This is a genomic window from Coleofasciculus sp. A1-SPW-01, from assembly GCF_040217205.1.
Classification (GTDB): Bacteria; Cyanobacteriota; Cyanobacteriia; order Cyanobacteriales; family Coleofasciculaceae; genus Coleofasciculus; species Coleofasciculus chthonoplastes_A.
This window is the reverse complement of sequence record NZ_JAVJNP010000033.1, coordinates 1-13,054: the sequence shown is the minus strand read 5'-3', so window position 1 is coordinate 13,054 and position 13,054 is coordinate 1. Positions and strand designations below refer to the sequence as shown.

The window sequence follows — 13,054 nt, the reverse complement described above, 5'->3', positions numbered from 1 at the left end:
GCTCCTTGTTTGTTACCGGACATACAAATGGAATCCGTAATATCAGAACATATAGACATTACTCCCGGTGTATGTGGCGGTAAACCCCGCATTGCGGGACATCGGATTAAAGTGCAGGATGTGGTGATCTGGCATGAACAAATGGGACTTTCACCGGATGAGATCATCTCACACTATCCAACCATCACCTTAGCTGATGTGTACGCTGCCTTGGCATATTATCACGATCATCGAGAAGAAATTAGACAGCAAATTCGAGAGGATAAAGCTTTTGCCCAACAATTACAGGCAAAAACATCTTCTTTAGTTCAGCAGAAATTGAGGAATCGAAATGGCGGGCGGACATGATTCGGTTCCACTTGGATGAAAATATCAGTAATGTGATCAATTTGTAACATTAGAGGCGAGAATATAGAGCAGTCCAAGCAAATTGAGCGGATTCCCATTGTTAATACTAAATCCGGGTTAGCTACCCCCGTTATAACCCAGTCCGCGCAGGCGGACTTTGTTTGTGTAGCAGCGATTTCAATCGCCTCCTCTTGCTGATTCGTTACCAAAACCGCAACCTGTGGAACACCTCTAACCCAAATCAGTCATCCTTAAACAGAACAGGGGTTATCGAGGTATACTAATGAATCAACAGACACTCCGTCGCACAGGTATTATCACCGCAGGTATCATTTTTGCCGGATTCCTAGCCGGATTAATCAGCCAAAAAATCAATGCCCAAAATGCCCCAAACCCTCAAAAGCCAGAGTTAATCGCACAGCAACCTAATCCGTCTGTGAATACCCAAATCGTTGAAGCCAATACCAAATTTGGATTTAAATTATTTTCTGAGATTCTTCAGCAAGATAGCAATAAGAACGTTTTTATCTCGCCAACCAGCATCGCGATCGCGCTAGCCATGACCTACAATGGAGCAAGTGGTGAAACCCAAGCGGCTATGGCAAACGCGCTAGAACTTCAAGGGATGAGTCTGTCAGAGGTTAACCAGGCAAATGAAGCCTTAAAAACTACCTTAGAAAATGCCGACTCTGATATTCAGCTTTCCATCGCTAACTCGCTTTGGGGAAGACAAGACATTTCATTTAAACCCGACTTCCGGCAACGCAATCAGGAATTCTACGAGGCTCAAGTAACTGACCTAGACTTTGCTAACCCTGAAGCTAAACGTATCATCAATAACTGGGTCAAGGAAAATACTAATGGCAAAATACCGCAAATTATTAGCGAAATCAAACCCGATGATATTCTATTTTTGATCAATGCCATCTATTTTAAAGGCAACTGGATGGAGAAATTTGACAAAGATAAAACGGTAAATCGTCCCTTTTATTTAGCCGATGGGACTCAGAAACAACACCCGATGATGTCTCAATCGGGAGAGTATCAATATTATGAAGATGATAGCGTACAAGCCATCAGCTTACCTTACGGTAAAGGACGCCTAAGTTTCTATGTCTTTCTTCCCCGTGAAACTGTGAGTCTAGATACCTTTGAGCAGCAACTCACTCCAGAAAACTGGCAACAATGGATGAATCAGTTCCGTAAACGGGATGGCTCGATTGTACTACCTCGGTTTAAATTGGAGTACGAAATTCAACTCAACGAAGCCCTAAAAGCCTTGGGGATGGACGTTGCTTTTGATCGTCGGGCTGATTTTTCTAATATGACAGAGGCAGATGTTCTAATTAATCAAGTCAAACATAAAACCTTTGTCGAAGTGAATGAAGAAGGCACAGAAGCAGCCGCAGCTACTTCTGTTGGCATGGTTCTCACCTCTGCTGCTATTCCCCAAACCCCCTTCGAGATGGTGGTTGATCGTCCCTTTTTCTGTGCGATTCGCGATAATCAAACAGGAACAATTTTATTCATGGGTTCCATTCGAGAACCAAAATAGAAACCAGAAATATCAATGTAGCTTGCTGAATAAATCTTTGAACCCGTTTTAACGGGTTTAAGCTTTAAGCCAGAACTTTAGTTCTCGGCTCAAGGCTCGTACCATCCAGGTTAAAGTTGTTATTTTTGGATAAATTAGAATAGGGAAATACTCGAAAGCGTAATCAGGACGAGGAAATAACAATGGGAACAGCAACTCTTATCCCAGACAAGTTCTCACTGGACGACTTCATGGTCAATCCTCCTGAGAAAATGGAGTGGGTAAATGGTCAACTGGTGGAAAAAAACGGTATGACACTCAGACATGGCAAAATTCAATTGAGGCTAGGTCGCTACTGGGACGATTACAAAAACTCCAGTGGTCAAGGTGGAGAGGTTTATACTGACGTGCCTTGTCGCACCAATAAGCAGGGACGTTCTCCTGATGTGGCATATTTGACCCCGGAACTGGTGGCGCAGTTTGGCAATGCAGCTACATTGCCTCAGAGTTTTCCCTTATGTGCTGAGATTGTTTCGCCAACGGATATAGCCGAGACGGTGTTGCTCAAAGCCCAGGAGTATTTAGAGTCGGGGGGTGAAGAAGTTTGGCTGGTGTTTCCGGAGAGTCGCTGGGTGATGGTGATGACGGAAAATCAGGGGTTGATGTTTACATCGGGTCAACAGGTGAAGACACAGAAAGCTTTACAGGGTTTTACGGTGTCTGTGGATGAGTTGTTGGCGTAAGCTGCATCCTTTCCCATCCCCCCATGTTTCTCTATACACTATAGAAGTAGGCAGTTTGCCAGCGTCACTCGTATCCTAGAAAAGAGTTCTTGCGTACTTAAAGGAGCATCAGTTATTATGGCGGACTTGGGAAATCTGTTTCAAAAAGCGTTTTATCTGGGCGTTGGTTTAGCCTCGTATGCTAGTGAGAAAGCTGGGGGAACAATCGGGGAACTGCGAACTCAAGCTCAAAAGCTGGCGGATGAACTGGTGGCTCGTGGTGAAATGACCACTGAAGAAGCTCGCAAGATGGTTGATGATATGGTGCAACAAGCTCAACAGCAGCAGCAATCGGCTCAACCTCCGCAACCTGAGAAAACGGGAACTGAACCCCGCCGGATTGAAATTATTTCCGACGACGAGGAGCAAACCGCTGGCGAAGAGCAGAATATTGACGCTATGCGCCAACAGGTTCAGGCGATGCAAGAGGAACTGCGTCGGCTCAAGCGTGAATAATAGAGCCATGTAGAGACGTGCCATGGCACGTCTGGAAACAGGGAGAGAATCAGTCCCTCCATTTAAATTAAGTGAAAACGTGCAAATTTAATACACGACAGCTTAATCTAACGTGCTTGGCTGTTGTAGTCAGTACAAAGGATTCGACTCAATCCCTCACAATTAGCTATGGTTGTACTATCCTAAACAAACACCCCCTTAGCCATGACCTGATCTCTAGCTAAGCGAGGATTTGCCAAACGAGGAGAAGTTTTTACTATCCGTTCCCTTATGGATGAGTGGTCTAAAAGTTTTTTGGAATCCCTGGAATCATTGGTAGATGTCGTCGATGAGGTTGTCGTGGAAGTCGCGGACATCATCGAAGACTTTGCTGAAGAGTGGCAAAATACCATTGGTGCCGAAATAGATAAGTGCTTAGAGGATATCTTTGAACCCATTATTGAGATTTATTTAGAGTATGACGAGATAGATATGACGACGGATTCGGACATGGGCTTTACCTATCCCGGAGATCCGACGCCGGAACGACATCCAGCTTGTATGGGTTGTCGTCATTACCACGGTCAAGTCTATGGCGGAAATTTATTAGTCTGTGGAATGCATCCCTATGGTTGGGATGGTGATAATTGCCCAGACTGGGAATCAAATCCTTCCATCGATGATGACTTTAACCCATTTTAGCGATTTCGGCGATAGGTTCCCTACCTGTGACCCAATAACAAATCATCCTCTTCGCGGCTTATGACTCATCTACCAACTCAGAACTCTGCTGTCTCAGATGTACCGACGATGAAATATGGTGAACGTGCCATTGCTGAAGGACAGCTAATCACGTTCCCTAACCCTCGAATTGGGCGTCGTTACCACATCGATATCACGTTGCCAGAGTTTACCTGTAAATGCCCATTTTCTGGCTATCCTGACTTTGCCACCATCCATATCCGCTACATTCCCAATGAGCGGGTGGTAGAACTCAAAGCGATTAAACTGTATATCAATAGTTTCCGCGATCGCTACATTTCTCACGAAGAATCCGTTAATCAGATTTTTGATGACTTTGTAGAAGCCTGTGATCCTTTAGAAGTCACTATCAAAGGCAATTTTGCCCCACGGGGGAATGTACACACCGTCATCGAAGTCCAACACCAGAAAGAGGAGAAGCAGAAGAAGCAGAAGAAGCAGAAGAAGCAGAAAAAGTAATGAAACTATCTACAGATCTATATTATCGAGATATAGGAATTCCGGCGTCGTTTTTCAATCCCATGGTTTCTGCTGGCAATCCTGACGACTCCAGATGCAAGGGATTTACCATCTTCGGTGTCAGGGTTGACGCTAAAACTTGGGCGGTAACTTGAGCAACATCCTGTTGAACACAATAGATGAGTCGTTCGCGCAGATCAGGCATAACCGCTAATGCTCTTGTCCAATCTGGAATCTGAGCGCCTACTGGATCATTAAAATACTGTTCACCTGCGTGCGAAATAACCTGTTCAAAACATTCGATCGCTATTTCTTCTTGGTGGCGATCATACAATAAATCATTGAAGCGAGCATCGATAAAATACTTACGAGTGAAGCTTTGAGCTTCCCGGCGGAATTTGACGCGCAGCGCATGGATATGCTCCATCGTAATCACCACCTGTTCAGTTTCGGTTAAGGTTCGCAGGATGGAACGGAAAATATCGCGACACATTTTTTGCAACCCCGAATTCACATCTTCACCTAAGGGTTGATGTTTGTGGTCAAAAATACCTAAATCGACTTGAGCAATGCGTTTGGATGGCATACTGCGATAGACTTCGGCAAGTAAGCCAATTTCTAAACCCCAATTTGCCGGAATGCGCGTGTGTAGGGCTAAATCGCTAGTCAAGGCAAATTCACCAGCTAAAGGGTAACGATAAGCACTCAGGTAGCGTAAGTAGTTCTTTTCGCCGAACACCTCCCTTAACACATTAAGTAACGGCGCAATAAACAAACGCACCACTCGCCCATGAAAACTCTGGGGATAATTGCCTAAACGGGTATAGTAGGCTTTATTAAAGTCAATGCCGAATTCCTTATCTAGCAAGGGATACAGCAGTTTTAGTGGATAGGAGCAGTCATAGGTAATAATATCAGCATCATGGAGTGCGATCGCATCAGCACTCAGAGACGCAACGCCTAACCCTAACCAAACCGCTAACCCCTTTCCCTTAAACTTCAGTAAATCCACCCCCCTCTCCCGCACATCGGCTAAAAGCTGAGTAACTCGTGGACCATTTTCCCAAATAATTAGGGTTTTTTGCGGTAGGGTTTGAAAAAATTGTAAGGTTTTGGCATAATCAGTTACCGTTGGCGCATTCACACAAACGATAACCGTCTTGACAAACTCGCAAGTAGCGAGATGATCGCGAATTGTAGTTAACGCGGGTCGTTTGAGTTCCTCGTAGAGCGCTGGAATTAAAACCGCCGTAGGAGATTCTTCACTGAAGCGGGTCAATCGGGTTACAAGCGCATCCAGATTACAGCCAAAGTCATGAATCGTTGTGATCAATTCTTGCTTATAGTCCATCAGACTGATGACACCTCTGCACAACCGTTTGATTATTCAATTAATTTGAAAATTATGCTGTGATAATCTATACAAACTGGAAACAGGGAACAGGGTTCGTAGGTTCGTAGTAGGCACTTTAGTGCCATAAACCTGAGGGGGTGACAAGGAACTTGAAGGTACTACTGGGTGTAGGGTGTAGGGTGTCGGGTGTCGGGTGTCGGGAAAAATTGAACTTTACTCAGTCTGATATCCTCCCGACAAACTATTTCCCAATGATCTGTTTGAACGTTATGTCACCGTCAAACCAACTGGTCAACTCGTTTGAGTCACGCATCAAGCCGCTACTAGAAGTCATCTATCCAGAGGCAGATATTGAGCAACTAGCGGCTCACTTATTGCAGTTGCTGCACCCCCACTGTTCCGATTCAGGAGAGGAAAATCCCGATAAGTGGAATGAACAGCAGATACTACTGATTACCTATGGCGACAGCATCTATCGTCAGGGTGATCAAAAACCCTTGGTGACACTGAAACAGTTTCTCGAACACTATCTTCAGGATACAATAACTGGCGTTCATATTTTACCCGTTTGTCCCTACAGTTCCGATGATGGATTTGCCATCATTGATTATCTGCAAGTTAATCCAGAATTGGGTTCCTGGGAAGATATCAAATCCATTGCCCAACCCTTTGATTTGATGCTGGATTTAGTCCTCAATCATGTTTCCAGTAAAAATGCCTGGTTTGAACAGTTTAAACAGGGACTTAAACCAGGATGTAATTATTTTATTGACGTTGACCCAACGACTGATTTATCGCAAGTGGTGCGTCCCCGGAGTAGCCCTTTATTGGTCAAAGTGGATACCGTAAACGGCGAGAAACACGTCTGGGCGACGTTTAGCGACGACCAAATTGATGTCAATTTTGCTAATCCTGATCTGTTGGTAGAGTATGTCAAAATTCTGTTATTTTATGTTGTCAATATTGGCGCTAACTATATCCGACTGGATGCCGTGGGATATTTGTGGAAATGCATCGGGTCATCCTGTATCCATTTACCCGAAACTCACGCCTTGATCCGGCTCATGCGAGAACTGTTACAACTCGTTGATCCAGGGGTGGTAATTATTACGGAAACCAATGTGCCGAACCGAGAAAACTTGAGTTATTTTGGCAACGGAAATGAAGCGCATATTATTTACAATTTTAGTTTGCCGCCGCTGTTGCTTAATGCTTTACTTCAGGGAAAATCTGAACATCTAAAAACCTGGATGATGAGTATGCCACCTGCACCGATGGGCTGTGCCTATTTGAATTTTACCGCATCTCATGATGGCATCGGTTTGCGTCCGGCAGAGGGATTGTTGTCGGATGATGAATATGAGACGTTACTGGAGTGTGTGACTCAATTTGGCGGAGAAATTAGCTATCGCCGCCAACCCGATGGGACAGAAAGCCCTTATGAAATTAATATTGCTTTATTTGATGCAATGAAAGGAACCGTAAAGGGGGAAGATAAATGGCAAATTCAGCGTTTTATTTGCTCACAAACGATTATGATGTCCTTAGAAGGAATTCCTGCCTTTTACATTCACAGTCTGCTAGGAACGGGTAGCGATCGCGCCCTGATGCAGCAGACGGGAAGAAAACGCTCCATCAACCGCCACCGTTGGGATATCGAGGAACTAGAGCGGGAGTTAGAACAGGTAAACTCGCCCCACGCGATCGTGTTTCGGGAATTATCTAGATTGATTCAAATTCGTCGCCTTCAGCAGGCATTTCATCCCAATGCGACGCAATATACACTACACCCCTCAAATCAGGCACTGTTGGTGTTTTGGCGACAGAGTATGAAGCGAGATCAGAGTATTTTCTCGATCCATAATTTGAGCGATAAACCACAAACGTTACCATTATTGGAATTGAATTTAATTGCCACGGATAAGTGGTCTGACTTGATTAGTGGACAAAATATTTCCGATATTCATGATACGTTTAAGCTACAACCTTACCAATCAGCATGGATTACCAACAAGTTTGGCAAAGATAGTTAATTGATAATCGAAGGCATAAGTGAGGTACTCCAGATTCCCGACTTCTTAAAGAAGTCGGGGATCTATCCCTCTATTGTCACTCTGGGAAAAGAACTATCAAACCGGATTGCTGAAAGCCTTTTCTGTCAAGCATTTGGGCATTGAGAAACTGATAGAAACTCATGAAATAGGGGCAAATCGTCAAACTCTATCCTAGTAATGGTTTCAGGCTTCGCCCTTCCGAAAGTGACAGAAGAGCGATAGTTTGGAATACTTACCACACACTCTCATCATTTTGGCATATAGAGCTGAGGTTTAAATTTCATCCCGGCGATAGATATGATTTTGTCTGTAAATCGATAATCTTTGTACATTCCCAATAGAGAAGAGTTGAGGGCAAAGTATTGTTATGTCTCAAGTACATAGTGAAAGTACATGGATCGACAAATTGGCTAGAGTTGGATATACCGCCAAAGGGATTGTGTATGCAACTATCGGCTTATTAGCGGTACAAGCTGCATTAGGCAACGGTGGGAAAACTACAGATAGCAAAGGCGCTTTAGGCACAATTGCAGCCCAGCCCTTTGGTCAGTTCATGTTAGCGGTAGTCGCCTTGGGTTTGATTGGATATGTAGTTTGGCGTTTTGTCCAAGCGATTCAAGACCCTGATCAGAGAGGCAAAAGTAATGATGCTGACGATATTGTCAGACGTATTGGTTATGGGATTAGTGGTTTAATTTATGCCAGTTTAGCCTTCAGTGCGATTCAAATCATTGTGAGTGCAACTCAGAGTGCTGGCGGTGGAAGTACAAAGCAAACGTGGACAGCCCGCCTGCTTGCCCAACCCTTTGGTCAGTGGTTAGTGGGTATAATTGGGGCAATTATTATTGGTTACGGCTTTTACCAATTCTATAAAGCTTACAAAGCTAAATTCCGCAAAAAGATGAAGTTGCATGAGATGAGTAATACTGAGGAAACATGGGCAACTCGTGTGGGAAGATTGGGTTTAGCGGCGCGGGGTGTAGTCTTTGTGATGATTGGTTTCTTTGCAATTCAGGCAGGTCGTCAGTATGATTCTAGTGAAGTCAGAGGACTCAATGGGGCGTTAGACACACTGTCTCGACAACCTTATGGACCTTGGTTATTGGGAATTGTGGCGATTGGTTTAATTGCCTACGGCATTCACATGTTTGCCCAGGCACAATATCGGCGGATTCGAGCGTAAATTCAATAGTATTTCAAAGTCCAAAACCTTTTTAGGTTAGAAAATCGTTGTCTGTTATTGTTGTTTTTTTCATAGAACGATTATCATGTACTTGATTGTCTTAGGCGCAGGACCGGAGGGGGCTAGCTTAATTGACTTAGCAATCAAAGATGGTCATGAGGTTGCCCTGATTGAAGAAGATGTGGAACGAGCCAGAACTGTTCTCAAAAACCACGATATTAATGTATTTCAAGGGGATATTGCCAAGGGGAGTCTCTTGGACGAAGCCAGTGCAGATCGGGCTGATGCCCTGATCGCCGCCACGAGTGATGACTCCGCTAATCTCATGGCGATGTTTCTGGGCAAAGAGTACGAAATCAAAACGCTGATTAGCATGGTAAATCATTCAAGTCATCAGTCTCTTTTTGAACGTTTAGGAGTACAGGTTCTCACCAATCCAGAAATGATTATTGCTAAGTCTCTCTATGGGATGATGGAAGATTCTGACAATGAATAAAAAGTAACTCAAAACTCAAGCCTATTTGTTATCGTGAATCAACGTATTAAAACCATCCTGCGTGACGTGGGTCTATTTCTTCATGTCCCAGGAGTAATGGCATTAGTGTCTCTACCTATCGCCATTTTTTTGGGTGAATATTATGCAATACTGCCCTTCTTCTGGACAGCATTAGCGTCATTAGCGGCGGGACAAGGGCTTTATCGTCTGTTTCGTCATGCAAAAGCCTCACGCCTACCTCATGCGTTGGTGGCTGTTGCCCTCAGCTGGGGATTAATTCCCTTTTTTGGTGCTATCCCATTGGTATTAATTGCGTCTCATTTAGCTGATGTTACTCTCCCTTCCATGACTATGCTGAATTTTCAGGAACCCTGGAATGCCTTATTTGAAGCCTTTTCCGGGTTTACCAGTACAGGACTAAGCATGGCACTGCGCTCGAGTGATTTACCGCGTAGTATACAGTGGTGGCGTTCCTTTATGGAATGGATTGGCGGCGTGGGTGTGATTGTGCTGATGGTTTCAATCTTAGAACCCAGTACTGATGCTTATCAACTTTACTATGCTGAAGGACGCCAGAAGCGAATTGGTTTAACGGTTCAAGAGACAGTACGTAAAATTTGGTGGATTTATTTGCTATTCACCGTAGTGAGTGTCGTCTGGTTGCGCTTGGTCGGAATGCCGTGGTGGGATGCGCTGAATCATGGCATGACGGGGATTTCAACAGGGGGATTTGCCATCACCGACAATAGTATTGGTTCCTATAGTCCTCAAATCCAGTTAGCTGTTATCCCGATCATGATAGCGGGGGCGATTAGTTTCCCCATTCACTATCAACTGATTCGCCAGCGAAAACCATCAGCATTGTGGCAAGATACTCAACATCGGGCGCTGTGGATACTGCTAGCTTTGGGTGTCGTGCTCCTGGTACTCGAAGACTATTGGTTTAGAGGTCAAATTCAGTGGATTGATAGTATATTCCAGTGGGCTTCAGCCTTGGGAACCTGTGGTTTTAGTACGACAAACTTGCGATTGTGGAGTCCCACAACCAAATTGTTATTAACGTTCGCCATGATTTGCGGTGGAGCTTCCGGTTCTACAGTCGGTGGGTTGAAACTGACTCGGGTTGTATCGTTGTTTAAAGGGATTCTCTGGCGCTTTCAACGCATTACCCTAAAACCCCATCAGATGATGCGTTATGTATTAGATGGCAAAGTCATTAAGGAAAATGAAGCGAATCGTCGGATTGAGTCGGCGGCTGTTCTGGCAATACTTTGGTTGGGTTCAATTGCGATTGGTGTTGTAGTTTTAGTCCATATCGTTACACCTCAGTATAGTTTAAGTGACATTATCTTTGAAGCCGCATCAGCCCTCGGAAGTGTCGGCTTATCTAGTGGAATCACCCATCCTAATTTGCCTTGGCTAGGTAAGTTGACGTTGATTGTCTTGATGTGGATGGGACGCTTGGAGATTATTCCCGTACTGCTTTTGCTATCTTGGCCCCTAGGTGGCGTAGGCAAGATGATTGGCAGGAAAATCCGTCGGATGTAACAAGCCATCGTCGGGGCAATTCACAACTTACCCCGACAGGATATAAATTTACACAGAAACAGAATTAGTCAATTTTTTTCTTGACTTCCTCTTTTACATTCTCCACGGAATGTCGTACTTTAGCTTCGGTTTGTTTAGCTTTGCCTTCAGCTTTATCTTCTGGATTACCCGTAATCTCTCCCATGGCTTCTTGGGCTTTGCCTTCAATATTTTTGGCTGTTGCTTTCATTCGATCTTCAGTACTCATATTGATTTATTTAGGTAACTTCTACATCCAGTATTATATCGAATCAAGTAGACTATATACGTCTAGCTCCAGAAGTACTTCTTTAGAAATAGGTATTATTATAGATGGCGTTATTGTGGATAATCTATTGGAAACCTCCGTTCCTCCGGTTTCCCGCTAGTCATCCCCACCCTACAGCCGTTCATTCTCGTTCCCCTTCCGGCTACGAAAATCCGTCTGTTGAGGGTGGGGACTTCCGCGATACGTTAAGCGTATCTTTCTTCATGTTTGACAATGACCCAAACCGCATGAATGGAACCCGGAAGCAAACCCAGTAAAGTTAACAAAATGTTAATCAAAAAGGCTGAGCTAATTCCTGTGGTCAGAAAAACGCCCACAGGTGGGAGAAGAATTCCCAAAACTATTCGGAGTAACTTCATAAGGATTAATAAATTCAGTTCGTCGGTTACTCTATAAAGCTTAACGGCTAAACTAGGCGATTAACCTCCATCTGGAGAATGATTTTGTCGTCATTGTCGCGTGGGCAAGGTGAATCAACTCCTTTGTATCACTTAGGTAGGTTGGGTTGAAGGAAGTGAAACCCAACAGACTCAAGCCAGCTTGTGTTGGGTCTCGTCTTTTGACCCAACCCACCTCAATTTATCCAGAAAACCAATCTGACAGGGGGCAAAATCTATCTCTGTAGAGATGACGGTCAGACCCATAAAGATAGATAGTAATAGGAGTATCGTTTTTTCAGATATTTGAACATTACAGGTGAGGAAAAAATTATGAAGGCATTCTTTTTGACCTTGTTAGCCATAGCCTTGAGCTTATTGGTTGTTGATTTAGTTGTTCCAGGGGTTGACCTAGCGACATTTCCGGCTGCTTTATTAGGTGCAGCCTCCATTGGAGTGGTGAATTCATTTATTAAGCCAATTCTGTCTGTGCTATCTCTCCCCTTCAATATTGTGACACTCGGATTATTTTCTGTGGTGGTCAATGGATTGTGTTTTTGGTTAGCTGCTGTAGCTGTACCTGGATTCACCGTTCATGGCTTATTCGCATTCATTTTCGGTCCAATTGTCCTATCTCTGGTTAATACCTTCTTGAGTAACTACTTTGCTCAACGAGAACCTGAACTTGAGATGGAATAAGGACAACGCTGTATTGGTGGACACCTGGACTTTAATTGAAGAGTCGCCAGAGTACCACTTTTAGAGGATGATGGTTAGCGCCATATATCCTAAGATGCAGTTTTGATCAGAATAACTCATCCCCCCTTGCTACAAAGCACTGACTCTCAAATTATCACTTGCTTTGAGTATAAATACAGGTAGTCTGACTCAAGTCAACTTACTGAAAACTAGGATTCGGTTAAGCGAACTAGACACAATGTCTTCTTTTATCCTAAATTGGGGATGGGTATTAACCCTTATTGATCAATAACGTCTTTTAAATCGGTTTTGACGATAACCTGTGGAGGAAAGCTATGACAGTTTTAGAACGAGTACAGGAGATGTTTGATTACCTCTGGGGAGGCGTCAAGCGAATTTTTGGCGCTAACGATGATGAATATCCAGATACAGGTGTTCAACCCTTTGAAGGCGATCGCCCCAAGGAACGGAAATAAATTACCAAGTACAGGTTTAATATAGCCATCCTGTTTGAGTTGTGAAATGCTAGATGCTCAGATCCCCGACTTCTTGAAGAAGTTGGGGATCTTGTTCTCATTCGGTTATCGGTGAGCTAGGGCGGGTTTTGTTTTTCCGTTATCGGTGAGCTAGGGCGGGTTTTGTTTTTCCGTTATCGGTGAGCTAGGGCGGGTTTTGTTTTTCCGTTATCGGTGAGCTAGGGCGGGTTTTGTTTTTCC

At 44.1% G+C, this 13,054-nt stretch carries 15 protein-coding genes; 12 read left to right on the top strand and 3 right to left on the bottom strand.

Translation table 11 applies throughout. The features are described from left to right. Positions 1-27: 27 nt before the first annotated feature. The 6 genes from RH949_RS05835 (at position 28) to queF (ending at position 4,320) form a co-directional block, all read left to right on the top strand. Positions 28-348: a DUF433 domain-containing protein gene (locus tag RH949_RS05835; protein WP_446352198.1), complete on the top strand. Its 321-nt coding sequence runs from the start codon at positions 28-30 to the stop codon at positions 346-348. 283 nt (positions 349-631) lie between these two features. Next, a complete protein-coding gene (locus RH949_RS05830; protein WP_446352197.1) occupies positions 632-1,903 on the top strand; it encodes a serpin family protein in 1,272 nt (423 codons plus the stop codon). Between the two features lie 182 nt (positions 1,904-2,085). Next, on the top strand, positions 2,086-2,625 hold the full coding sequence (locus RH949_RS05825) for a Uma2 family endonuclease (protein ID WP_446352196.1): 540 nt from the start codon (positions 2,086-2,088) through the stop codon (positions 2,623-2,625). Between the two features lie 117 nt (positions 2,626-2,742). After that, positions 2,743-3,120, top strand: a complete 378-nt coding sequence (locus tag RH949_RS05820; protein WP_006100606.1) for a phasin family protein — start codon at positions 2,743-2,745, stop codon at positions 3,118-3,120. 270 nt (positions 3,121-3,390) lie between these two features. Continuing rightward, complete coding sequence (locus RH949_RS05815) at positions 3,391-3,801, top strand: hypothetical protein (RefSeq protein WP_446352195.1); 411 nt, start codon at positions 3,391-3,393, stop codon at positions 3,799-3,801. A gap of 60 nt (positions 3,802-3,861) precedes the next feature. Continuing rightward, positions 3,862-4,320: a preQ(1) synthase gene (queF, locus tag RH949_RS05810; protein WP_446352194.1), complete on the top strand. Its 459-nt coding sequence runs from the start codon at positions 3,862-3,864 to the stop codon at positions 4,318-4,320. A 22-nt stretch (positions 4,321-4,342) separates the two neighbouring features. Here the strand turns inward: queF and RH949_RS05805 are convergent, their stop codons facing one another. Then, the gene (locus RH949_RS05805; RefSeq protein WP_446352193.1) at positions 4,343-5,671 is read right to left on the bottom strand and encodes a glucosyl-3-phosphoglycerate synthase; all 1,329 of its coding nucleotides are present in this window, start codon (positions 5,669-5,671) and stop codon (positions 4,343-4,345) included. Between the two features lie 272 nt (positions 5,672-5,943). Between RH949_RS05805 and RH949_RS05800 the strand changes: the two genes are divergently transcribed. From RH949_RS05800 to RH949_RS05785, 4 genes are all read left to right on the top strand, one after another. Then, positions 5,944-7,707 (top strand): alpha-amylase family glycosyl hydrolase, encoded by a 1,764-nt coding sequence (locus tag RH949_RS05800; protein ID WP_446352192.1) that lies wholly within the window; start codon positions 5,944-5,946, stop codon positions 7,705-7,707. A gap of 388 nt (positions 7,708-8,095) precedes the next feature. Beyond that, positions 8,096-8,911 carry a DUF1206 domain-containing protein gene (locus RH949_RS05795; protein ID WP_446352191.1) on the top strand — a complete coding sequence of 272 codons (816 nt, stop codon included), beginning with the start codon at positions 8,096-8,098 and terminating at the stop codon, positions 8,909-8,911. Positions 8,912-8,996: 85 nt separating this feature from the next. Further along, entirely contained in the window at positions 8,997-9,407 is a 411-nt protein-coding gene (locus RH949_RS05790; protein WP_006100610.1) for a potassium channel family protein, read from the top strand. A 96-nt stretch (positions 9,408-9,503) separates the two neighbouring features. After that, positions 9,504-10,955, top strand: a complete 1,452-nt coding sequence (locus tag RH949_RS05785) for a TrkH family potassium uptake protein (protein ID WP_446352206.1) — start codon at positions 9,504-9,506, stop codon at positions 10,953-10,955. Between the two features lie 64 nt (positions 10,956-11,019). Here RH949_RS05785 and RH949_RS05780 read toward each other — a convergent pair whose 3' ends face one another. Both RH949_RS05780 and RH949_RS05775 read right to left on the bottom strand, forming a co-directional pair. Beyond that, positions 11,020-11,202, bottom strand: coding sequence for a CsbD family protein (locus RH949_RS05780; protein WP_044206656.1), 183 nt, complete (start codon positions 11,200-11,202; stop codon positions 11,020-11,022). Positions 11,203-11,447: 245 nt separating this feature from the next. Continuing rightward, positions 11,448-11,621, bottom strand: coding sequence for a YqaE/Pmp3 family membrane protein (locus RH949_RS05775; protein WP_006100679.1), 174 nt, complete (start codon positions 11,619-11,621; stop codon positions 11,448-11,450). A gap of 351 nt (positions 11,622-11,972) precedes the next feature. Between RH949_RS05775 and RH949_RS05770 the strand changes: the two genes are divergently transcribed. Then, positions 11,973-12,338, top strand: a complete 366-nt coding sequence (locus tag RH949_RS05770) for a phage holin family protein (RefSeq protein WP_006100669.1) — start codon at positions 11,973-11,975, stop codon at positions 12,336-12,338. Positions 12,339-12,673: 335 nt separating this feature from the next. Further along, positions 12,674-12,814 (top strand): hypothetical protein, encoded by a 141-nt coding sequence (locus RH949_RS05765; RefSeq protein ID WP_006100528.1) that lies wholly within the window; start codon positions 12,674-12,676, stop codon positions 12,812-12,814. Positions 12,815-13,054: the final 240 nt, after the last annotated feature.